Here is a 20,152-nt window from a genome sequence, read left to right as displayed (position 1 = left end):
GCGACGCCCCTGGTGCCGCACCCGCCCCCAGGGAGGGAGTCGCCCGGAACGGCAACGGCCGGTTTCGGCGATGTGCCCGTACCTTCCCGGCGGGTGCGATGGCTGCCATGCCGAAGACCACGACTCCTACGACGACCACGTCCACCGACCCGCCACCACCGTCCCCGACCCGCCTGGGACGGCTGCTGAAGAGGGCCAAGTGGGCGGTGCTGCTGGGCTGGATCGCGCTGGCGGTGGGGGCGACCCTGGCCGCCGCCGACCTGGGGGAGGTCCAGCGCAACGACGCCGCCGCCTACCTTCCGGGCGGGTTCGACTCCAGCCAGGTCGCCCGGCTGGCCGAGCCCGACCCCGCCCGTCCCGGCGCGGAGACCGCCCTGGTCGTCTACCACCGTGCCGACGGCGGCTCCCTGACCGCCGCCGACCGTACGGCGATCGAGGACGACCGGCGCCGCGCCGCCGCGCTCGGCCTCGCCGGAACGCGGGTGGAGGGCCCGGTGCAGCCGTCCCGGGACGGCGCCGCCGCCCTGTTCGCCGTGGAGATCCGGCCCGCGCACGCCGACGACGACACCGTCGCGGAGGCCGTCGAGGGGCTGCGCCGGTCGATCACCGAGGACGCGCCGGCCGGCCTGGCCGCGAGTGTCACCGGCGAGGCCGCCCTGGACACCGACAACGACGGCGGCGACGTGGACGGCCCGCTGCTGCTCACGAGCATGGTCATCGTCGCCGTCCTGCTGCTGCTGACCTACCGCAGCCCGGTGCTGTGGGCGGTGCCGCTGGTGGCCGCCGGGATGGCGGTGATGGTGGCGCGGGGCGCCGCGTACGGGCTGGCCCGCGCCGGGCTGGCGGTCACCGACCTGGCCTCCGCCATCCTGATCGTGCTGGTGTTCGGGGCCGCGACCGACTACGCGCTGCTGCTCCTCAACCGCTACCGCGAGGAACTCGCCCGGCACCCCGACCGGCACGAGGCGATCGCCGAGGCCCTGCGCCGCACCACCCCCGCCATCGCCGCGAGCGCCGCCACCGTCATCGCCGGGATGCTGTGCCTGCTGGTCGCGGACCTGGCCGGGCTGCGCGGCCTCGGGCCGGTCGCCGCCTCCGGCGTGCTGGTCGCCCTGGCCGCGATGCTCACCCTGCTGCCCGCCCTGCTGGCCTGCGCCGGACGGTGGCTGCTGTGGCCGCGCGTCCCCACCCCGGGGAACGCGCGCGGCGCCACCGAGCACCGCGTCTGGCACGCCGTCGCCGACCGGGTCACCGCCCGGCCCCGCCTGGCGGCGCTGCTGGTCACCGCGGCCCTGGCGGCCGGCGCGCTGGGCCTGGGAGCCCTGCACGTCAGCGCCGACCCGCTGGACAAGGTCCCGCCGAACAGCGACTCGGTCACCGGCCATCACGTCGTGGCCCGCCACTTCCCCCAGGGCACCGGGGCGCCCCTGACCGTCGTCCTCCCCGCGGGCACGGAACGCCCCGTACTGGACGGCGCCCGCCAGGCCGCGTCGGCGACCCCGAACGTGGCCACCGCCGAGCCCGGCCCGGCCCTCGGCGACCGGCCCACCCTCACGGTGGAGTTGTCCGTCCCGGCCTATGGCAAGGCCGCCGAGGCCGCCATCTCCGATCTGCGCGACCGCATGGACACCGTGCGGGACGGCATCCTGGTCGGCGGCATGCCCGCGGTGCAGCTGGACTACCGGCAGGCCGCCCTGGACGACACCAAGCGCATCGTGCCGCTGGTCCTGCTCGCCGTGACGCTGATCCTCGGGTTGCTGCTGCGCTCGATCATCGCGCCGGTGATGCTGCTGGCCACCGTCGTGCTGTCGTTCGCCGCGTCCCTGGGCGTCTCGGCCCTGGCCTTCACGCACCTGCTCGATTTCCAGGGCGTCGCGGCCGACCTGTTCGTGTACATCTTCGTGTTCCTGGTCGCCCTCGGCGTCGACTACAACATCTTCCTGATGGAACGCATCCGCGAGGAACGCCGCCACGCCACCGGCCCGGGGGCGACCGTCCAGGCCGTTCGCCGGGGCCTGACCGCCACCGGCGGCGTCATCACCGCCGCGGGGCTGGTGCTGGCCGGCACGTTCGCCGCGCTGGCGCAGATCCCCGACGTCACCGTGGCGCAGGTCGGCATCGCCGTCGCCGCCGGCGTCCTGGTCGACACGCTGCTGGTCCGGACGTTCCAGGTCCCCGCCCTGGTCGTTCTCCTGGGCGAGCGCACCTGGTGGCCCGCCCACCGCCGCCGTTGACGGCCACCGCGAACGCTCGTGGCCACCCGGCCGGGTGGCTATGAGCGGGCGTACCTGGCGGGGGAGACGCCGACCACCGCGGTGAAGTCGCGGGTCAGGTGGGACTGGTCGCAGTAGCCGAGGTCGGCCGCGAGGGAGGCCCAGTCGACGCCGTCGCCCCGGTCGGCGCGGGCGGCGGCCTCGTGGAGGCGGGCGCGGCGCAGCACCCATTTCGGGCTCGCCCCGACGTACTCGGCGAAGAGCCGCTGGAGGGTGCGGACGGAGACGTGCAGCATCTCGGCGGCGTCGTCGACACGGAACAGGGCCGGGTCGGCGGTCATCCGCCCGGCCATGGCCGCGACCTCCTCGGCGGCCGGGTCGGGGGCGGGCAGGCGGGGGCGGAGGAACGCCTCGGCCAGGTCGGCCATCGCGTCGAGGTCGGTGGTCCCGAGGACGGCGCGGTTGACCTCGTCGACGGCGGGGCCGAAGAACTCCCGGGCGGGCACCCGCCGGTCGGCCAGCGCGATGACCGGCCGTCCGGTGAACGGGCGGAAGCACCCGGCCCGGAACTTGACGCCGAGGACCTGGCCGCGTCCGTGGAGGCGGCGTACGAAGAGATTGCGGTCCACCCCGTAGACCTGGGGGGACGGCGTCTCGAAGACGAGGTGGACGTTCGGGTGGGAGAGCACCTTGGTCTCGTAGGGCTCGGCCGTGTTCCAGCGGACGTGCCAGTAGAACTCCACGAACCGCGCCACGGCGGGACCGGGGACACGACGGTCCAGGTCAACGATGGTCGCGTGCTCGTCCGGGTACAGCACGCCCGGAGCAATCTCCCCCACGCCGGCAGGATACTTGGCGCGTTTCTCCAAGAAGCGGACCTCGGGGCGCTCCTAGCGTGAGGCGGGTGAACGAGTACCACGCCTACATGAAGGAATGCGCCGCCGAGGCCGCCCGCGTCGCCCGCGGCGTCCGATCGGACCGGCTGGGCGACCCGACTCCGTGCGAGGGGTTCGATCTGCGGACGCTGGTGAACCACTGGGTCCTCTACACCTCCCACGGGCTGGAGCACCGGGCGCTGCGCGAGCAGCTGCCGGAGGCGCTCACCGAACGCGACTTCACGGCCGATCCCGCCTGGGCCCAGCAGTACGCCGCCCAGCTCGACCGGGCCGTGGCGGCCTGGGCGGACCCGGCCGTATGGGAGGGCGACATCGACCTGGGGTTCGCGACGACCCCGGCCACCGACATCGCCTCCCTGGTGATCAAGGAGATGGCGGTGCACGGCTGGGACGTCGCGAGGGCGACCGGGCAGGAGTTCCGCGTCTCGGCGGACGCCGGCGCGTTCCTGCTCCGGGTCGTCGAGGAGCACGCAGAGATGTACCGGCAGTACGACGGCTTCGCCGAACCGGTCGCGGTGGACGAGGACGCCCCGGCCTTCGAGCGCGCGCTGGGCGCCTCCGGCCGCGACCCGCACTGGAGACCACCGTCCTGAACGCTCCGCGGCCTGAGCGTCACTCCGGCACCTTCGCCGCCTGAGCGCCGGGGCCGGGACCGGGACCGGGGCGCTCAGGGGCTCAGTGGCTCAGGGGGCGGGGGCTCAGGGACTCGGGGGTCAGGGGCTCAGGCCGGTCCCGGCGGCGCCGGTCTCCGGGTCGAACGGGACGGAGAGATGCTGGTGGATCATCATCCAGGCGCCGTTCCTCCGCTCGAACACCCGGGTGCCCCGCGACCAGTGGTCGGAGGTCGTTCCATCGGGGAAGGTCGCCTGGACGCGGTTGAGCCCCCACGCGACCGCGAGATCGCCCCGGACGGCGACCCTCAGGTCGGGGACGTCCAGGCTGACGGTGACCGGGGCGTTCAGGTTGCGCGCGCACAGTTCCCGGACGGCGTCCACGCCTTCGTACTGGAGCGGGGTCTCGTGCTCGTAGGAGACGATGTCGTCGGCGATCGGGGCCATCAGCCCGTCCAGGTCCTTCGCGGCGGTGGCGTCGAACCACCGCCGGTGCACCTCGCGCACCTCCCGTTCGGCCCCGCCGTCGCCGGTGATCGGGAACGAGTGGTGCTCGTGGGCGACGACCCAGCGGCCGTCCTCCTTGCGGAGCCCCAGCGTCAGCCGCAGCCGGTTGTCGGGGTCACCGGCGAAGTCCTCCTCGGTGCCGCACCGCAGCAGGGCGTGGGCGAACGCGACGCCGTCCCCGGCGGTGACCTCCAGCGACTCGATCTCGAACGACGCCCCCTGCGCCTGCCAGCGGAAGAACGGCGGCCAGGTCTCGCGGTAGGCGCCGAGCCCGCGCACGCCCTCGTACGGAGGCGGCACGTCGAACATCACGATGTCCTCGTCGTGGTCGGCGAGGACCCCGTCCATGTCGCCGTCGTGGACGGCCCGCGCCCAGCGCTCGATCAGTGCGCGGATCTGCTCTTCGTCGGTGGCCATCGGCGTTGTGTCCTTCCGGTGTGATGCTTCCGTCGGGACTACAACCCGGGCCGGGCCGCGGATTCGTCGCGTGCGGCGGGCCGGTTTCCGGGGAGTTCGGCGGGCAGGCCGAAGGCCGGGAGGTCCGCGTCCAGGAACGACACCACCTCGGCGATCCGCGTCCCGCGGAGCGTGAGCAGGTCCAGCCCGGCCGCGACGTAGGCGGACGCGGCGTCGTCCCACATGTAGGTGCCGAACGCGAGCTGCCCGTTGGCGGCGGCCGGGAGGAAGCGCCAGCGTCGCCCCCGCACCGCCTCGGCCAGGAAGCCGCGGACGCCGTCGTGGCCCTCGTACCAGGCGGTCAGCGGCGGCATCGAGTACTTCGCGTCCTCGGTCAGCATCGCCACGATGGCCTCGACGTCCCCGGCCTCCCAGGCGGTCGCGTACCGCCGGGCCAGGTCCCGCGCCGCCTCGCCCAGCCCGTCCAGCGTCCGCCGCTGGCCGGTCTCCGGGACGAGCCCGGCGAGCGTCCTCCGGGCGCGCTGGAGGGCGCTGTCGACCGCGGCGGCCGTGGTGTCCAGCAGGTCGGCGGCCTCCCGGGCGGGGAACCCGAGGACGTCGCGCAGCAGCAGGGCGGCGCGCTGCCCCGCGGACAGGTGCTGCAGCGCGGCGACGAACGCCAGTTCCACGCTCTCCCTCGCCACCGCGCGGGCCTCCGGGCCCAGGTCCGCCGTGTAGCCCATCAGCCGGTCCGGGTACGGCTCCAGCCAGGCCGCCTCGGTCAGCGGCGCGCCCCCCGGGCTCAGGTCGGCGGGCAGCTCGCGCCGCCCGCGCCGTTCGATCAGCGTGAGCGAACGGTTCGTCGCGATCTTGTAGAGCCAGGGCCGGATCGACCCGCGGTCCTCGAACCGTGCCAGGCCCCGCCAGGCCCGGTCGAGCGTGTCCTGGACGGCGTCCTCCGCGTCATGGACCGAGCCCAGCATCCGGTAACAGTGCGCGCGCAGCTCGTCCCGCAGCGGCCCGACCAGCCGGTCGAAGGCCCCGCCGTCACCGGCGCGCGCGGCGGCCAGCAGCTCGGGCGCGGTGGTCTCGTATTCCACGCGGTCGATTATCACGCCTTCCGCCGGTCCTGAACGAAGGGTAAAAGACCGCCCTTCAGGGACGGCCTTTTACCGTACGGACTCGTCCCACAGGGGTGACGGGTCTCCGTTGGGTGCGCGGTCCGCTAGTCCACGTACAGGTGGTGCTTGTAGTGGTGGCCGTAGTGGCCGTGGTAGCCATGATGGCCGTGGTGGTGGCGATGCTTGTGGTGGCCGCGGCAGACCAGGATCGACTTGGAGTAGCTCGTGTGCTTGGTGGCGCTGCGCACGTGCTTGTAGAAGCAGTTGTAGCGCTTGTGCTTGTGGTGGCGCTTGCCACGCTCCCCTGCCGCCACGGTTGCGACGTTGGTGGCACTGGTGGTCTCGGCCATGGCGGGCGGCGGCGCCAGCAGGCCACCGCCGAGCACGATCGTCGCGGCACCGATCACGGCCGTTCGCTTCAACCTCATGTGTGAGCCTCCAGATCTTCTCGGATGCGCCCATTCCGTCCGCGCCCCGAAGGGGGTGACGAAAATGAGAATGCACCGCCCACAATATGCGACATATGAGACATGAGAAGACCGTGGCACCCAAAAATGGTCATGCGATCGGTCAGCATCCGGCAACCTTCCACCCGCGCGGGACACTTTCTGAGAAGCATTTCACCTGTCCATTCATTGAACAGGCTTGTACCGGAGGTAGAGGTCGGTCAAGAAGGCATGACAAAAGGCCACCCTCGCAGGGTGACCTCATGCCGTTCAGGGCAACTAGTAGCGGTAGTAGTGGCCGTAGCTGCCGTAACCGTGATCGAAGTAGCCGTGGTCGAACCCGCAGCTGGAGTAGCTGCTCGAGTACCTGACGTGGTCGGTGCTGCTGTAGACGCTCCGGTGGTAGCACCCGTCGCGATCGTGACCGCGATGGTGGTCCGCCACGGTCACGGCCGCGGCGTTGGCGCCGGTGGGCGCGGCTGTGGTGCTCGCCGCCATGGCGGGCGCCGCTGCCAGGGCACCGCCTCCGAGGGCCACGGCCGCTGCGCCGGCGGCGGCCATCCGCTTCATCATCATGTGAGCCTCCAGGTTCTCGCGGAAGCGTCCACCCGGATCGCAGGTCTGTGAGATGTCCAGGGAAACGCTCCCTGTACGCCGTTCGAGCGGTGTCCACGGGCGCCAGGAACCGACGGTGACGGGATGGGGGCCGTGGCCGCTGGGCGGCGGATATATCAGTACTCGCCTCCCACGATAGGCATCAAGGGAGATACCGGCCCCCTCACACACCCAAATCTCGTCATGTTGTCGGTCAGTTGCGGGCAACCTGTGTCAGTAGTGAAAGCACACGAGGTCGCGTCCGGTCTTGACGCACGTCCGCAGCCACTCCTCGATCTGGCGGACGGCCTCCAACACGCCGGGTTCGGTGACGCGGGCGGCGTCCAGGCCATCGAACGACGCGAGGACGGCGGGCATCTCCGCGTTGCGGAGGTGACCCACGTTCGGGGGGTCACTGAGATCACCGAGCGGCGGCAGCGGCACCGGCTCGCCCCGCAGGACGAGGACGGCGGGTTCGAAGTCGGCACCGGCCCGCCGGAGCTCGTTCCCCACGGTGCGGAGCCACTCGCCCCCCATCTCCCGCCAGCCGTCGTTGGGAAGGCGGTCGGTGTCCTCGTGGGCCGCGACCAGGATCTCGAGGCAGTAGGCGTAGATGAAGCCGATGCGCTCGTCGTACTCCTCGCCCATGACCATCCGCCTGAGCGCCACCCGCGCGGGGAAGAGGTGGTCGCCGTCCGCGAAGTCGAGAAGCTCGTCGTATTCCCGCAGCTCGGCGGCCCAGCGGGACTTGACGTAGGCCAGAAGCCGCTCGTCGCGCGAGCCGATCATCGACCTGATCCCCTTCGGATGCACGGCGTAGGGCATGATCGCGTAGCTCACGGCGGGGTCCTCTCCGGCGGGTCGAGTCGATCAATCCGACGGGCGCGGAGCCTCACCCGGTTCCCCTCGTCCCACCCTCCCTTCGCGTGGTCAGGGCGAGAGAGGGCCCGGCACGACACCTACGGTCACAGTGTGCGATGCCCTATGCGCCGACGGAACGTTCGATGTAGGGGCGCAGGGCGGCGTGCAGCTTCCGGGTGTCGGGTTCCTGGAAGACGGCGTCACCGGAGTCGGCCCTGATCCGCCCCGGGCACTGGGCGTCGCCCGGCACCTGGATCCGGATGACCGGCTCGGCAGTCTTGGCCTCGTACAGCCCGATGAGGTACCCGGCTTTCAACAACTGGACTTTCCGCGCCTTACGGGCGTCGACCGGGAGGTCCGGGGCGTGAACGTAGGAGGAGTACAGGCAGGTGCGGATCTCTTGTGGCGGGATCGTGTCGTCCCGATAGACACAAGCGATCAGGCGCGGCTTGGGCTGAGCGCCGCCCGAACCCGCTTCCCATCGGTCAGGGATGTCCACCTGGCCGACCTCGGCATGCCGCAGGTCGAGACGCACCGGGTGCGGCCCGTCGCCTCGATAGGGCTCGGCCGTCTCCCTGTAGCCGGTTCCGGAGCGAGCCGCACTGTTGGGACGGTCCGGGCAGAATTCGGATTCGGGCGCCGGCAGCGCGGGCGAGTCGTCCAGCCAGGCCACCACCTGAACGCCGCCCAAGATGACGACCAGGCCGACGCCGCCGAGGATGAAGGCCCACCGGTCCGATCTACGCATGCCGACCATTCTGGAGTGCGATCCCCGGCCGCGGGGGCCTCCCGCCGGGACGGGCGGGAGCGTCCACCCGGCGAACGCTCACTTTCAAGATCTCTCGTTTCGAGCTCTGATCACCACACTAGAGTGCCCGGATGGCGTCCCTCTACGAAGGCCTCCTTGGCCACGCCGAGCGCTATCTCGGTCCCGTCACCCACGCCGAGCCGCCGGACGTCCTCGGGTACAACCGCGGCTTCGCCATCGGTTTCCACCGGCATCCCGAGCACCGCATGGTGTCCGCGGCCAGCACCGGCCTCCGGTTCCAGGACCTGGAGTTCCAGCTTCCCGAAGAGATCGTGTGCTCCGCCCGTCCAGGCCAGGAGCAGGAGGCGGGCCACCTCGTCCACTTCGCTGCCACGAGTGCCCTGAAGAACGGCAAGGGGCACGGGTACGGGGGCGGCTACCGGAATGCCGATCCGCTGATCCCCGAGACCCGGATCTCCAGCCTCGCCTACTCCGCGCACCCCCATCTGCCGGAGGAGTTCGACCACTTCCGCAACGCCGACGGCGAGGCCGTACTCAGGTTCGTCACGGTCGTGCCGATGACCGACCCCGAGTTCCGTTTCGTCCTGGACGAGAAGGACGGACTCCACGGCCTGATGGAGGTCTGGCGGCTCAACGGCACCGACATCCTCGACCTTCACCGGAAGTCGGCCGTCTGACCCGGCCTGCCGCCTGGCAACGGCGGCGTTCCGGAGTCGGGTTCTTCCTGGCCGATGAATCAGCTTCCGGCTCTGGACACGCCGCCGCTCGGCCCGCTTCGGGACGCGTCCCAGTGGCGGAAGAGGTCGAGCCGCCAGTCGTTCGAACGCATCCACTGTCCGGGCGGGAACTCGACGTCGCATTCGCCGACCCGCTCGAACCCGGCCTTGCGGGCGACGGCGTTGGACGCCGCGTTGTCGACGGACGGGAAGGCGTGCAGGTAACGGCGCGCGCCCGCCTCCCGCGCGGCCTCGACGGCGAGGCGGGTCGCGGCGACGGCGATCCCTCGGCCCTGGTAGGCCGGAAGGACTCCCCACCCGATCTCGTACACCTCGGCGCCCTGCCAGACCCGTTCGTAGAACCCGACGGTCCCGACGGACCGATCGACACCGTCCAGGAGGATCCGGTACATCCGGCCCGTTCCGAAGCCCTCGGACGTCAGGTAGCGCCGGTGGCGGTCCAGCACCTTCTCGTCAGGCTCGGGCCCGCCCAAGTGACGCTTGGCCTCCGGGGTGTTCAGGTCCCGGAGCAACCGGAGATCTCCGTCGGTCCATCCATCGATGCGTACGGTCGTCATGGCACCGAGTGTCGCAGCCGGGCTCCGGAACTCAGACCTCGACGTCGAACCGCGGCGCGGAACGGCTCAGCACCGCGGTCCGCACCGTGCCCGGCCAGACGCCGCCCACCGCGTCCGCCAGGGCGGCGACGAGATCGGGGACGTCCGTGGCCGCCGAGGCGTGCACGCCCTCCGCGACGATCAGGACCGTACGGGTCGTGTCGCGAACGGCCGAACGGCCGCTCTGCCGGTTCGTCCACCGCCGGGCGTGCGCGTGCCCTGCCGCGTCGGTGAAGGTCACCTCTCCCGGCTCCGGGCTCTCGGGCTCCCCCGACATCGTCAGGTAGCTCTCGTCACCGGACGCGTGCCGGACTTCGAGATGCCCGGAGATCTCGGCGACGTCCAGCGCGGCCACCGGGATCGCGAAGGCGAGCGAGACGGCGTTGCAGAGGTCCACCAGCGGGTGGATCCGCGGCAGGGCCCCTTCCTTGCGGAAGCGCCGCAGCAGGGACTCCGAGGCGCAGCGGTACCGCGTGGGCTTGAGCCCCATCTGCGAGAACGTGCGCCGCCATGCCTGGATCTCGGGCAGGTCGGCCTCCGTGCCCGCGGCGAGGCGGGCCTTGGCGCGCGTGTTGAACGCGTGGAGCCGCGGTTCGACGACCGCGTCGGCGGTGATCCCCGTGGCGAGGAGCACGCCGGCGACGAGGCCGGGGTGCTCGGACCAGATCTCGTCCGAGTGCTGGAAGTACATGGTGCGGTCCGTCATGGAGTGGGCGGTCATCGGGTGGGCGGTCATCGGGTGGTGGGCGGTCATCGGGTGGTGAGGGCGAGCTTGGCGCCGAGGGCGACGAACGATCCGGCGAAACCCCTGCGGAGCCAGGCCATCACCCGCGGGCGCGCGGTCACATGGTCCCGTACCGAGGCGGCGAAGACACCGTACGCGGCGAAGACCACGAGCGAGACCAGCATGAAGACGGCGCTCAGCTCCAGCATCCGCAGCACATGGCCCGGCTCGCCCGTATCGACGAACTGCGGCAGGAAGGCGAAGAAGAAGATCGTCAGCTTCGGGTTGAGCACGTTGATCAGAACGGCGGAGGCGATCACCCGTCCCGCCGAGCGCGGCGTGGCCCGTTCCTCCGCGCCGATCGGGGTCGTGTCCTTGAGCGTGGCCCACGCCATGTAGAGCAGGTAGGCCACCCCCAGGTACTTGACGACCTGGAACGCGGTCGCGCTCGTGTGCAGCAACGCCGCCATGCCGGTGATCGCCGCCGCCATGTGGGGGACGATGCCCAGGGTGCACCCGATCGCGGCGATCACGCTCGCCCGGCCGCCGTGCATCAGGCCCGCCGACAGCGTGTAGATCGCCCCCGTGCCGGGGGTGGCGACCACGATGAGCGTGGTCACCAGGAACGCGATGCTCAAGGTGGCTTCTCCTGCCGATGCCGGATGGACGTTCTCGTCACCGGACTCTGCCGCCCCGGCGGTCTGGAGAACAGGTCCAAAGAGGACCTCGTTCAGTGGACCATTACGGTCACGCGAAACCGTCCTGGTGGCGCGCGTCAGGCCACCAGGACGTGCAGTTCCCGAGCGGCCGGGAGCGTACGCGCCTTCTCTGGGAGCGTCCGCAGGATCTGGTCGGAGAGGAGGCGTCGGCCGGTCGACTTGGCCTCCGGCTGGGCTTCGATGGCCGCGATGGCGTGCCGCAGTCCTGCGTCGACCTCGCGGGAGCGGACGAGCATCGCGGCCTTCATGAGCTGGAGATTGCTGGTGGCGCGGTGGGCTTGCGGCATATACAGGGCAAGAGCTTGTTCGAGCGACCTTTCGGCCGTGGCTTCCCCGAGCAGAGTCTTGACGTAGGTTTCCCCCCAACGCAGTTGGGCCTCTCGAAACCCGAAGAGCCCCCGGACGTTCGCGCCGGGCGGCAGATTGTCGAACGTCCGCTTGAGGTCGGCCAAAGAGGCTTGAGCCTCGGAGGCGCGGCCGTGCCTGGCGGCTAGATAGGCGCGGGCCGTATGAGCGCGGGCCAGCCCTGCCGATGGCGTTCCGTCCGCGATCTCGATGGCTTCCCGGGTCAGCGTCGTGATGACCTGATCCGGCCGTTCGGTCCAGCACGCCTCGTCCGCTTGCCTCGCACGTATCCAGACCCGCAGATCCCGATCTCCGGAAGCATCGGCGGCTCGCTTGGCAGTGCTCCACGAGATGCGCGCGGCCCGTTCGTCACCCGCGTCTCCCAGGTCGACGGCGAGGATCCCGGACAGTTCAGCGCTGACGTGCAGGAGCCCTTCACGTACCGAGGGGGAAGGCTGCTTCTTGAGGAGTTCTCCTACGGCGATGATGTCCGCCGTCATCTGAGGAACCAGAGAGCCGGCGGGCCGCAGGATGAGGCGCTCTGCGTACTCGTGGACGACGCGTTCCCACTCGTCGATGTCGAGCGGGTCACCCAGGGCCTCTTCCACCCCGGACAGGACCTGCTCAAGGACGCCCGGCGGGATGGCGGTCCCCGCACTGAACGCGGCGAGCAGTTGAAGAGCGGCGCGACGCTTCACGGCATCGTCCCCCTCGTCTGGAGTAGGACCTTGGTCAACCGTACCCGGCGAGTGCCCTTTCGACTCGTCCGCATTCGCCGGGAATAGCTGACCTTGATCTATTTTGAACACGGCGGCGTACGTGGGCGCCCAGTCGCGCGGGAAGTGATCACCTTTCTCCCAGCCGCGAATCTGTCGGGCCATATTTCTGATTTTGTCCGGGCCTGGATCAGTGATCCCCACATTGGCGAGCAGGCGGCGGGCCAGGGCGGCCTTGCCCCATCCCCGGGACTCGCGCTCGCACTCCAGTCGCACGGCCCATTCCGGCCGGGTGTGAACGGTCATCGCCACTCTTGTTCGCCGACGTCAGCAGGAGGTTGACACGAAACGTGTCCGCTCGTTCCCCCATTGTCACCGTTCCCCGGGGGCCGCGCTCCGGTTTTGATGCAGTGGTGGGAAAACGCATCGTCCGCGATCTTGTGCGATGAGAAGAAGCGATCAAGGTCGGTGCGTCTTCCGTTCTCGATAAACAGAGCGGCCCCGGCCCGGTCGACCATCACCGGGGGCTCCGGGGCCTGACCAAGGTCAGGAGCCGTGGATATGAACTATGCAGTCGACACGGCCCGGCGCGCGCAGGCGTACATCGATCTTGAAAGGGTGCTCGCCGAGTTCGAGCGGCGTTTCCCGGATTCGTCGTCTGGTACGGCGAGTACACCGGCCGCTGGTGGGCCCTACCCCGGGACGCGCGACGAGGCGGGTTGATCGAGGCCGGGTCCCCGGCCGAACTCGTCGAACGCCTGCGGGCCTTGCAGCCGAGCCGTGCCCGCGTACCGCAGGCACCTGCGGCGCCCCGCTCTCCCGCGCCCCGCCCCTCGCCCCCGCCCGTCCGGGCTCGGCGCCCCGCGCGGACGGCGCCCCGGCCACGGCCGCCCGCCGCGCCCGCGCCTCTCCGGCAGGCCCGAACGGTGACACTTCGCTTCCCGACCCACCACGCCCCCCGGCGTCAGGTACGGATGCCCGAGCCGCCACGGCGAGGGTGGTGGCGCCGGATGTTCGGCCTCCTCGTGGCGGCGCCGTGACCCCGGCCGGCGGCGCGATCGTGGGCACGCTCGTCATCGACCGCGCTCCGGACGCGGTGGCCGGTGCCCGGCGCTGGGTCGTCCGGCGGGTCGCGGCGATGCCCGGCCGCCCGCTCAAGGAGGACGCGGTGGACGACCTGGTGCTGTGCGCGTCCGAGGTGATCACCAACGCGGTCCGGCATTCCGGGCATGGCGGGGTCGGCGGCCCGATCTCGATCACGATGCTCGACCGGCACCGGGCGATCCGTCTCGAGGTACGGGACGGCGGCAACGACGCGGGGCGGCGTCCGGCACGGGCCACGGTCGGCACGGCGGCCACGTCCGGGCGCGGGCTCGGGATCGTCGAGGTCCTGGCCACGACCTGGGGGGACAACATCGACGACGCGGGCCGTACGACCGTGTGGTTCGAGATCGCGTACTGACGGCGAGGCGGCCGGGCACCCGGGATCAGCGCGGAATCACCCAGCCCGGCGCCCAGGTCGCGGCCGCGTCGTGGCCGGCGGCCGTAGCGGTGAGGTGGGCGCGGAGGGTGTCCAGCGCCGGGTGGGGGTTGTCGCGGTGCCAGAGGAGCGAGTGCGGGTAGACGGGGGTCGGGTCGGTCACCGGGATGCGGCGCAGGCCGTAGCCGGCGGGCCAGACGAGGCGCATGTGCTCGCCCATGAACGTGGCCAGGGCCGGGGTGTCGGCGATGGTGTCGAGGAGCGCGTCGGAGCCGAAGTTGGGGCCGGTCGATTCGAGGGTGAGGCCGAATTCGGCGACGAGATCTTCGTAGTAGGCGGCCCACTCGGTACCGGGGGCCATGCCGGGCATCCAGATCCGGTGCCCGGCGAGCCGGGCGAGGGGCACCGACCGGGCGCCCGCCAGCGCGTGGGCGGGGCCGGTGAGGAGCTGGAGCGGCTCGTCGAGCACCCGGACGGACTCGACGTCGTCGGGAAGGGGCCGGCCGGGCGCGGCGACGGCGCGGAAGGACGCGTCGATCGCACCGGACCGGATGGCGGAGACGGCCGCCTCGATGTCGAACAGCATCAGCACGTCGAGGTCGATCTCGGGGTGCGTGCGGTGGAAGTCGCGCATCAGGCCCGACGCCGCGCTGCGCGAGGCGATCACGTCGACGCGGAGCGGACGGCGGGCGGGGCTCACGGACGCGACCGCGCGTTCGGCGACGCGCAGCAGCTCGCGCGCGTGGGTCAGGAACGCCTGCCCGTCGATGGTGAGCGCGGCGCCGCGCGCGGTCCGGGTGAACAGCCGCACGCCGAGGTCGCGTTCCAGCGCGGCGATGCGCTTGGAGACGGCCTGCTGGGTGACCGCCAGCTCGGCGGCGGCCTCCTGGAACTGCCCCGCGTCGGCGGCGGCGACGAACGTCCGGACGGTTTCGAGGTCCATACCCGCACCCTACGGACACAACCATCGGTTGTGGGCAGGCGGCCCGCGGTTGTTTGATCAGCGGGTGCGGTGCTCGCTTGGATGCTGATGATCGCGGATCGGTTGTACGGGCGAGTGGGCAAGGGCGGGCATGGGGCATCGGCTGGGGCGGCGGTTCGGGTGGCTCTGGGCTGCGTACGGGACCAGCGGACTCGGAACGTGGCTCGCCTTCGGCGCGTTCCCGGTGATCGCCATCCAGGTGCTGCACGCCGGACCGGCCGAGGTCGCCGCGCTCTCCTCCGTGGGGGCCGCGGTGGGCGCGGCCGTGGCGGTGCCGCTCGGCCCGTGGGTGGAGTTCCGCCGCAAGCGGCCGGTACTGATGGCGATGGACCTGGTGCGGTTCGCGGCGCTGCTGACGATCCCCGCCGCGTTCGCGCTCGGCGTGCTCACCTTCCTCCAGCTCCTGCTGGTCTCGGTCGTCGTGGCGGCGGCCGACATCACCTTCCGCGCCGCCTCCGGCGCGTACCTGAAGACGCTGCTGCCGGCCGAGGACCTGCTCGTCGCCAACGCCCGATTCGAGTCCACGAACTGGACGAACACGATCATCGGACCGCCGCTGGGCGGCGCGGCGATCGGGCTCCTGGGCCCGGTGGCGACGGTGGTGGCCGACGCGGTCAGCCACCTGCTCTCGGCGCTGGGCATCCGCGCGGCGGGCGGGCACGAGCCGCGGCCCGAGCGCGAGGAGGCCGCGCGCATGCGGCCCGGGGACCTGCTCGACGGCTGGCGGTACATCCTCGCCGACGCGACGCTGCGTCCGCTGTTCTTCAACACCGCCCTGTTCAACGCCCTGGTGATGGGCACCCAGCCGCTGCTGGCCGTCCTGATGCTCGACCGGCTCGGGTTCGCACCGTGGCAGTACGGCCTCGCCTTCGCCGCGCCCGCGATCGGCGGCCTGCTCGGTTCGCGGCTGGCCCGGCCGCTCGCCACCCGGTTCGGGCAGTACCGGATCCTGGTCGCGTCCGGGGCGCTGCGCGCGATCTGGCCCGTCGGCCTGGCCTTCCTGGGGCCGGGCACCGGCGGGCTGCTGCTGGTGATCGGCGTGGAACTCGGGCTCATCTTCTGCTGCGGCGTCTTCAACCCCGTCCACGCCACGTACCGCCTCCAACGCACCGCGACCGACCGGGTCGCCCGCACGCTGTCCGCCTGGGCGGTGACGACCAGGGCCACGACCGCGCTCCTGACGGCCGTCTGGGGCGTGCTGGGCAGCATGCTCGGCCCTCGTACGGCCATCGGCCTGGCCGGCGTGCTCCTGCTGGCGACCCCGCTGCTGCTCCCCCGACACGTCCACACGCCCCAGCACGAGCCGGAACCGGCCTCCAGCCGCACATGAGACCCGCAACCCGCGACCGGTTCGGCGTGACGATCGGCGCGGACGGCCTGCGGGTGTGACCGGCCCACCGATCCGTCAACCGGTCCGGGTGCGGACCTTGAAGTCGACGCCGACGGCCTGGGCGAGCGCGGCGGCGAGGGTGGTGGCCACCATCGCCGCGAGCGTGGCGCTGAAGCCGGTGGCGGCGAGCCCGCGGAGTCGGTGGGTGCGGCTGGTCTGCCCCGGTGCCGGGTCTGCGACGACCCCGGTGTCGTTCATGTCGTTCCTCCATCGTTCGGTAGCGGGTGCGTGACGGTCCCGGTCCTCGGGGTGACGACGCTCACCCTCGCCGTGCGACGGCCGGGGTTCCGCAGGGCGCGGACGCCGGTGCCGCGGAGCCAGAACCCGGCGTCGCGTCCGAGGACCGGACCGGGCTCGCCGTCGCGCAGCTCCAGCTGCACCCGCCCGCGGGTGACGACGCCGAACGCGTCGCACCACTCCGCCGCGACCACCTCGACACGCGCGCCACCACGCAGCGTGAGCGTTCGCACCGGGACTACTCCGTGCCGTCCGCCGGGAGGCGCTCGGGCAGCCCGAGCCGCGGGAACCGGTCGTCGTGGAACGTGACGATCTCGGTGATCGCCCCGCCGGTGACGCGCAGGACGTCGATCGTCAGCGGCAGGTACGCGCCCTCTTGCTCCCGCCAGTGGTAGAAGGCGACGGCGGGCTGCCGGTTCACGGAGGTCTGGACGGCGCGCAGGCCCTTCATGCCCTCGAAGCCGTCCTCGACCCAGTCGTTCACCACCGCGTCGCGGCCGACGCGCAGGCCCGGCGTGGGCGGCATCGAGAAGCGGACGTCGTCCCGCAGCAGCGCGGCGAGCCCGTCGATGTCCGTGGCCACGCTGGCTTCGGTGAAGCGGCGCACCAGCTCGCGCGTCCCGGCGTCCTCCTCGCCGCCGGTCCAGTCCTGCCGCTCGGCGGGCAGGTGCTCCCGCATGCCGGCCCGGGCCCGCTGCAGCGCGCTGTTCACGGAGTTGACGGAGCTCCCGAGGAGCTCCGCGACGTCCTTCGCCGGCCAGCCGAGCACGTCCCGCAGGATCAGCACTGCCCGCGTGCGCGGCGCGAGGTGCTGGACCGCGACCAGGTACGCCAGCTCGATCGTCTCCCGCGCGACGGCGACGGCCTCCGGCTCGTCCGCGTCGTCCGCGGGCAGCTCGTCGAGCAGCCGGTCCGGGTAGGGCTGCAGCCACGGCACCTCGCCGCCGGTCGCGGGCTCCGGGCGGCGCTTGGCGAGCAGGTCCAGGCAGGCGTTGGTGGCGATCCGGTACAGCCAGGCCCTGAACGTCGACCGCCCCTCGAAGGTCTCCCGCCGCCGCCAGGCACGGAGGAACGTCTCCTGCACGGTGTCCTCGGCGTCCTCGAACGACCCGAGCATCCGGTAGCAGTGCACGTGCAGCTCCCGCCGGTGCCGCTCCGCCAGCCCCGAGAACGCCGGCTCGTCGACCTCGCCCAGACCGCTCACGCCCAGCTCCTCCGCCCTTGTGTCCGCACCCATCACGTCATCCTTCCCGTCTCGTCGTGTCCCGTCGTAGGTGTGACGGGTGCGGGCGCGACAACTCATCACTGGGGGCCATGCCACCATCGCGGTCGTCCGGGAGGAGCTACAGCGCGGCTTGGTCATCTTGCAGGAGGGTGGCGACGGCGCGTTCACCGTGGCAGCGGATCCGCCGCCGGTCACCGAACGTCTCCGGGTGGGCGCGGTCCGCACCGCGTCCGAAATGTGACCTTTTCTCCGCATGAGGCCCTCGCCCGCGGGGACACGGGGGGCCGAGGAGGAAACGAAATGCCTTGGTTGATGATCGTTGTTCTGCTGCTGGTGCTGGCTCTCGCCGGTGCGGGATTCGCGCTGAAACTGCTCTGGATTCTCGCCGCCGTCCTGCTCGTCCTGTGGCTGGCGGGATTCGTGGCGCGCAGCACGGGACCGTCCGGAAGGCGCTCACGCTGGTACCGCTGGTAAAGGGACCGACCGCGGACGGGAACGCCGCTTCGCACCCGGGAACGGGAGGCGAAGCGGCGTCCCGCTTTCGGGCGGGCGGCGAAGGCGTCGGGGGGCCACCCGCACCCGGCCGCGCTGAGCGCGTACGCCTGCCACAGCCGGTCGAAGCCGGGCCCAGACAGCTCGCAGGTTCAGCCGCTCCTCGCCGACGCGATCCGCCGGTCTGTCCGCCGCGAACGGGCCGGGATCATTCTGCCCGCGTCGGCTATCCATAATGGATCTCGCGAGAAGCCCGGCAGTGAAAGGAGCGGCATGGTGTGGACCGTAAGCTCGTTGCCTTATCTCTCCCCCCGGCAGGGGAGCCAGCCGGACGCCTGGTCGGAAGAGGCGGCACAAGCGGGACGAGTCGGCACCCAGAGGATCCGTGAGGTAGGCATGGACGTGCCTCCGGCCGATGTGGCCGCCTCTCTCGGTCTGGCTCCTGGGACCCCGGCCATCGTTCGCCGGCGCACGATGCTGCTGGATGATCAGCCTGTCGAGTTGACCGATTCCTGGTACCCGGCCGACATCGCCGCAGGGACGGCGCTTGCCGGGACGGGTAAGATCAAGGGTGGAGCGATCACACTGCTGGCCGGACTCGGCTATACGGTGCGCGAGGCACGCGAGGACATCACCTTTCGCAACGCGACGGCGGATGAAGCCAGCGAACTGCGGCAACCCGCCGGTACGCCAGTGATCGTGCTCTTTCGGACATGCTTGACCGCTGAAGGGGTGCCCTTCGAGGCCTCGTCCATGGTGATGGTCGCCGAAGGTCGTCACCTCCGGTACCGGCTGATCGCGGGTTGACCGGTGGCACAGCGAGCGGAGGAACGGCCACCCTACGAGCAGGTCGCAGCCAGTCTGAGGGCACAGATCATGTCGGGCGATCTCACCCCGGGGACGCAGTTGCCCTCCACGCCACGGCTTGTCGAAGAGTTCGGCGTGTCGAACACGACCGTGCAGAAGGCCATGACAGTTCTGAAGAGCGAGGGCTACCTGACCAGCCGGCAAGGCAAGGGCGTGTTCGTGCGGGCTCGCCAACCTTTCCGGGTCGAGGTGGGGAGTTATCTCGTCCCATCGCCTGGCGGTTACTCCTATGAGCTGCTGGAGATCCGCGAGGTGCCGTCACCCACAGAGGTCGCGTTGGCCCTGGGTTCGGAAACCGATGATCGACTACTGCTGCGCCGTCGCCTACTGCGTCACAACGGGAACCCGGTCGAGATCAACTGGTCTTATTACCCACGTGAACTGGTCGCCGGGACCGACCTGGCGGAGCCGAAACGAGTGCCGGGTGGAGCACCGAGAGTGCTCGCCGAACTCGGATACCCGCAGCGTTACTTCACCGACGCCGTCTCAGCGCGCATGCCGACGAAGGACGAGGCGGAACTGCTCGAACTGCCGAATGTTCCGGTGATCCGCCAATTCCGGACGGTCTACTCCGACGATGATCGGCCCGTTGAGGTGTCCATCCTCGTCAAAGGCTCTCATCTTTACGAGTTGCAGTACCGGATGCCTGTCTGACCTTCCCGCCACGCCGCCCTGCCCTGAGAGGGACACTGGGAAAACCTTGATGCTTATCGCGATAAGTATTAATGTCACGGATGTCGAGTCAGACCCCTCAATCCGAGGAGCCTGTGACCATCACGTCAGAGGAGACGGTGCCTCCCGTCCCCATCACGCCCAGAGAACTGATCTCCCCTAGCCTGTTCGAGAGGCTCGTCGGCAGGGTGGTCAAGGACGAGCGGTTGAGCCCGCAGTACGCCGCGCGTGTCATGGAACAGACATTGGCGTTCCTCGCCACCTGCGCCAGGCACCCGAACGCAGGGCTCTCCCCATCGAAGGCCGTGGACCTTGGCTGGCACGCCTTCGTTCTCTGCACCGCCGAGTACGCGGAGTTCTGCCAGCGTGCGGCAGGCCGCTTCATCCATCACGTCCCCATCGACGACGACGGCGACCACGACGAGGCCGTCGTCACCCGCACGGTCACCGCGATGAGGGCAGCCGGGCTGCCCGTCGATGAGGAGCTCTGGCAGCCGGATGCCGCCGACTGCAATCAGTGCTACGCCGGCTGCCACGACAGCCCGTAGCATCCGGC

Annotated in this window: 24 protein-coding genes; 9 read left to right on the top strand and 15 right to left on the bottom strand. The window is 71.1% G+C overall.

Features of this window, described 5'->3' with window-relative positions; translation table 11 throughout:
• Positions 1 to 107: 107 nt before the first annotated feature.
• Positions 108 to 2,234 (top strand): MMPL family transporter, encoded by a 2,127-nt coding sequence (locus IW256_RS33275; protein WP_197014710.1) that lies wholly within the window; start codon positions 108 to 110, stop codon positions 2,232 to 2,234.
• A 38-nt stretch (positions 2,235 to 2,272) separates the two neighbouring features.
• On the opposite strand, the gene IW256_RS33270 is transcribed toward IW256_RS33275, so the two are convergent.
• Positions 2,273 to 3,052 carry a helix-turn-helix domain-containing protein gene (locus IW256_RS33270; RefSeq protein WP_197014709.1) on the bottom strand — a complete coding sequence of 260 codons (780 nt, stop codon included), beginning with the start codon at positions 3,050 to 3,052 and terminating at the stop codon, positions 2,273 to 2,275.
• 65 nt (positions 3,053 to 3,117) lie between these two features.
• Between IW256_RS33270 and IW256_RS33265 the strand changes: the two genes are divergently transcribed.
• The gene (locus IW256_RS33265) at positions 3,118 to 3,702 is read left to right on the top strand and encodes a TIGR03086 family metal-binding protein (protein WP_197014708.1); all 585 of its coding nucleotides are present in this window, start codon (positions 3,118 to 3,120) and stop codon (positions 3,700 to 3,702) included.
• A 120-nt stretch (positions 3,703 to 3,822) separates the two neighbouring features.
• On the opposite strand, the gene IW256_RS33260 is transcribed toward IW256_RS33265, so the two are convergent.
• The 6 genes from IW256_RS33260 to IW256_RS33235 form a co-directional block, all read right to left on the bottom strand.
• Positions 3,823 to 4,644 carry an SgcJ/EcaC family oxidoreductase gene (locus IW256_RS33260; protein WP_197014707.1) on the bottom strand — a complete coding sequence of 274 codons (822 nt, stop codon included), beginning with the start codon at positions 4,642 to 4,644 and terminating at the stop codon, positions 3,823 to 3,825.
• A 38-nt stretch (positions 4,645 to 4,682) separates the two neighbouring features.
• Positions 4,683 to 5,723 (bottom strand): sigma-70 family RNA polymerase sigma factor, encoded by a 1,041-nt coding sequence (locus tag IW256_RS33255; protein ID WP_307829268.1) that lies wholly within the window; start codon positions 5,721 to 5,723, stop codon positions 4,683 to 4,685.
• Positions 5,724 to 5,848: 125 nt separating this feature from the next.
• Positions 5,849 to 6,172: a hypothetical protein gene (locus tag IW256_RS33250; RefSeq protein ID WP_197014706.1), complete on the bottom strand. Its 324-nt coding sequence runs from the start codon at positions 6,170 to 6,172 to the stop codon at positions 5,849 to 5,851.
• Positions 6,173 to 6,469: 297 nt separating this feature from the next.
• Positions 6,470 to 6,766, bottom strand: a complete 297-nt coding sequence (locus tag IW256_RS33245) for a hypothetical protein (protein ID WP_197014705.1) — start codon at positions 6,764 to 6,766, stop codon at positions 6,470 to 6,472.
• 252 nt (positions 6,767 to 7,018) lie between these two features.
• Complete coding sequence (locus IW256_RS33240; protein ID WP_197014704.1) at positions 7,019 to 7,624, bottom strand: DUF7691 family protein; 606 nt, start codon at positions 7,622 to 7,624, stop codon at positions 7,019 to 7,021.
• Between the two features lie 142 nt (positions 7,625 to 7,766).
• Positions 7,767 to 8,402, bottom strand: a complete 636-nt coding sequence (locus IW256_RS33235) for a hypothetical protein (RefSeq protein WP_197014703.1) — start codon at positions 8,400 to 8,402, stop codon at positions 7,767 to 7,769.
• Between the two features lie 122 nt (positions 8,403 to 8,524).
• Between IW256_RS33235 and IW256_RS33230 the strand changes: the two genes are divergently transcribed.
• On the top strand, positions 8,525 to 9,091 hold the full coding sequence (locus IW256_RS33230) for a suppressor of fused domain protein (RefSeq protein WP_197014702.1): 567 nt from the start codon (positions 8,525 to 8,527) through the stop codon (positions 9,089 to 9,091).
• 59 nt (positions 9,092 to 9,150) lie between these two features.
• Here IW256_RS33230 and IW256_RS33225 read toward each other — a convergent pair whose 3' ends face one another.
• The 4 genes from IW256_RS33225 to IW256_RS33210 form a co-directional block, all read right to left on the bottom strand.
• Positions 9,151 to 9,708, bottom strand: a complete 558-nt coding sequence (locus IW256_RS33225; protein WP_197014701.1) for a GNAT family N-acetyltransferase — start codon at positions 9,706 to 9,708, stop codon at positions 9,151 to 9,153.
• A gap of 31 nt (positions 9,709 to 9,739) precedes the next feature.
• Positions 9,740 to 10,501 (bottom strand): B3/B4 domain-containing protein, encoded by a 762-nt coding sequence (locus tag IW256_RS33220; protein WP_231404034.1) that lies wholly within the window; start codon positions 10,499 to 10,501, stop codon positions 9,740 to 9,742.
• Complete coding sequence (locus IW256_RS33215; RefSeq protein ID WP_197014700.1) at positions 10,498 to 11,109, bottom strand: LysE family translocator; 612 nt, start codon at positions 11,107 to 11,109, stop codon at positions 10,498 to 10,500. Before IW256_RS33215 ends, IW256_RS33220 begins: the two co-directional genes overlap by 4 nt.
• Before the next feature lie 137 nt (positions 11,110 to 11,246).
• The gene (locus IW256_RS33210) at positions 11,247 to 12,557 is read right to left on the bottom strand and encodes an NsdA family TPR-like regulatory protein (protein ID WP_231404033.1); all 1,311 of its coding nucleotides are present in this window, start codon (positions 12,555 to 12,557) and stop codon (positions 11,247 to 11,249) included.
• Between the two features lie 730 nt (positions 12,558 to 13,287).
• On the opposite strand from IW256_RS33210, the gene IW256_RS42925 reads away from it, so the two are divergent.
• Positions 13,288 to 13,713, top strand: a complete 426-nt coding sequence (locus IW256_RS42925) for an ATP-binding protein (protein WP_197014699.1) — start codon at positions 13,288 to 13,290, stop codon at positions 13,711 to 13,713.
• 25 nt (positions 13,714 to 13,738) lie between these two features.
• On the opposite strand, the gene IW256_RS33200 is transcribed toward IW256_RS42925, so the two are convergent.
• Positions 13,739 to 14,674 (bottom strand): LysR family transcriptional regulator, encoded by a 936-nt coding sequence (locus IW256_RS33200; protein WP_197014698.1) that lies wholly within the window; start codon positions 14,672 to 14,674, stop codon positions 13,739 to 13,741.
• A 130-nt stretch (positions 14,675 to 14,804) separates the two neighbouring features.
• Between IW256_RS33200 and IW256_RS33195 the strand changes: the two genes are divergently transcribed.
• Positions 14,805 to 16,043, top strand: a complete 1,239-nt coding sequence (locus IW256_RS33195) for an MFS transporter (RefSeq protein ID WP_197014697.1) — start codon at positions 14,805 to 14,807, stop codon at positions 16,041 to 16,043.
• Positions 16,044 to 16,118: 75 nt separating this feature from the next.
• Here the strand turns inward: IW256_RS33195 and IW256_RS33190 are convergent, their stop codons facing one another.
• From IW256_RS33190 to IW256_RS33180, 3 genes are read right to left on the bottom strand one after another with little or no spacing between them, the layout of a single operon-like run.
• Positions 16,119 to 16,301 (bottom strand): hypothetical protein, encoded by a 183-nt coding sequence (locus IW256_RS33190; protein WP_197014696.1) that lies wholly within the window; start codon positions 16,299 to 16,301, stop codon positions 16,119 to 16,121.
• Entirely contained in the window at positions 16,298 to 16,573 is a 276-nt protein-coding gene (locus IW256_RS33185; RefSeq protein ID WP_197014695.1) for a hypothetical protein, read from the bottom strand. The genes IW256_RS33190 and IW256_RS33185 overlap by 4 nt, the downstream gene beginning before the upstream one ends.
• A 5-nt stretch (positions 16,574 to 16,578) precedes the next feature.
• A complete protein-coding gene (locus IW256_RS33180) occupies positions 16,579 to 17,577 on the bottom strand; it encodes an RNA polymerase subunit sigma-70 (RefSeq protein ID WP_197014694.1) in 999 nt (332 codons plus the stop codon).
• A 288-nt stretch (positions 17,578 to 17,865) separates the two neighbouring features.
• Between IW256_RS33180 and IW256_RS33175 the strand changes: the two genes are divergently transcribed.
• From IW256_RS33175 to IW256_RS33160, 4 genes are all read left to right on the top strand, one after another.
• Entirely contained in the window at positions 17,866 to 18,039 is a 174-nt protein-coding gene (locus tag IW256_RS33175) for a DUF5670 family protein (protein WP_231404032.1), read from the top strand.
• A 291-nt stretch (positions 18,040 to 18,330) separates the two neighbouring features.
• Complete coding sequence (locus tag IW256_RS33170) at positions 18,331 to 18,864, top strand: GntR family transcriptional regulator (protein WP_197014693.1); 534 nt, start codon at positions 18,331 to 18,333, stop codon at positions 18,862 to 18,864.
• 3 nt (positions 18,865 to 18,867) lie between these two features.
• A complete protein-coding gene (locus tag IW256_RS33165; protein ID WP_307829267.1) occupies positions 18,868 to 19,578 on the top strand; it encodes a GntR family transcriptional regulator in 711 nt (236 codons plus the stop codon).
• Positions 19,579 to 19,691: 113 nt separating this feature from the next.
• Entirely contained in the window at positions 19,692 to 20,144 is a 453-nt protein-coding gene (locus IW256_RS33160; protein ID WP_197014691.1) for a glycine-rich domain-containing protein, read from the top strand.
• The last annotated feature ends 8 nt before the right edge of the window (positions 20,145 to 20,152 follow it).

The organism is Actinomadura viridis, from assembly GCF_015751755.1.
GTDB classification, from domain to species: domain Bacteria; phylum Actinomycetota; class Actinomycetes; order Streptosporangiales; family Streptosporangiaceae; genus Spirillospora; species Spirillospora viridis.
This window is presented reverse-complemented; position numbering and strand designations above follow the sequence as displayed.

Bases quoted from the DNA above. Each gene is read 5' to 3' on its own strand.
- IW256_RS33275 (WP_197014710.1), top strand. From the start codon at position 108: ATGCCGAAGACCACGACTCCTACGACGACCACGTCCACCGACCCGCCA.
- IW256_RS33260 (WP_197014707.1), bottom strand. From the start codon at position 4,644: ATGGCCACCGACGAAGAGCAGATCCGCGCACTGATCGAGCGCTGGGCG.
- IW256_RS33250 (WP_197014706.1), bottom strand. From the start codon at position 6,172: ATGAGGTTGAAGCGAACGGCCGTGATCGGTGCCGCGACGATCGTGCTC.
- IW256_RS33245 (WP_197014705.1), bottom strand. From the start codon at position 6,766: ATGATGATGAAGCGGATGGCCGCCGCCGGCGCAGCGGCCGTGGCCCTC.
- IW256_RS33235 (WP_197014703.1), bottom strand. From the start codon at position 8,402: ATGGTCGGCATGCGTAGATCGGACCGGTGGGCCTTCATCCTCGGCGGC.
- IW256_RS33230 (WP_197014702.1), top strand. From the start codon at position 8,525: ATGGCGTCCCTCTACGAAGGCCTCCTTGGCCACGCCGAGCGCTATCTC.
- IW256_RS33225 (WP_197014701.1), bottom strand. From the start codon at position 9,708: ATGACGACCGTACGCATCGATGGATGGACCGACGGAGATCTCCGGTTG.
- IW256_RS33220 (WP_231404034.1), bottom strand. From the start codon at position 10,501: ATGACCGCCCACCACCCGATGACCGCCCACCCGATGACCGCCCACTCC.
- IW256_RS33210 (WP_231404033.1), bottom strand. From the start codon at position 12,557: ATGACCGTTCACACCCGGCCGGAATGGGCCGTGCGACTGGAGTGCGAG.
- IW256_RS33200 (WP_197014698.1), bottom strand. From the start codon at position 14,674: ATGGACCTCGAAACCGTCCGGACGTTCGTCGCCGCCGCCGACGCGGGG.
- IW256_RS33195 (WP_197014697.1), top strand. From the start codon at position 14,805: ATGGGGCATCGGCTGGGGCGGCGGTTCGGGTGGCTCTGGGCTGCGTAC.
- IW256_RS33190 (WP_197014696.1), bottom strand. From the start codon at position 16,301: ATGAACGACACCGGGGTCGTCGCAGACCCGGCACCGGGGCAGACCAGC.
- IW256_RS33180 (WP_197014694.1), bottom strand. From the start codon at position 17,577: ATGGGTGCGGACACAAGGGCGGAGGAGCTGGGCGTGAGCGGTCTGGGC.
- IW256_RS33175 (WP_231404032.1), top strand. From the start codon at position 17,866: ATGCCTTGGTTGATGATCGTTGTTCTGCTGCTGGTGCTGGCTCTCGCC.
- IW256_RS33170 (WP_197014693.1), top strand. From the start codon at position 18,331: ATGGTGTGGACCGTAAGCTCGTTGCCTTATCTCTCCCCCCGGCAGGGG.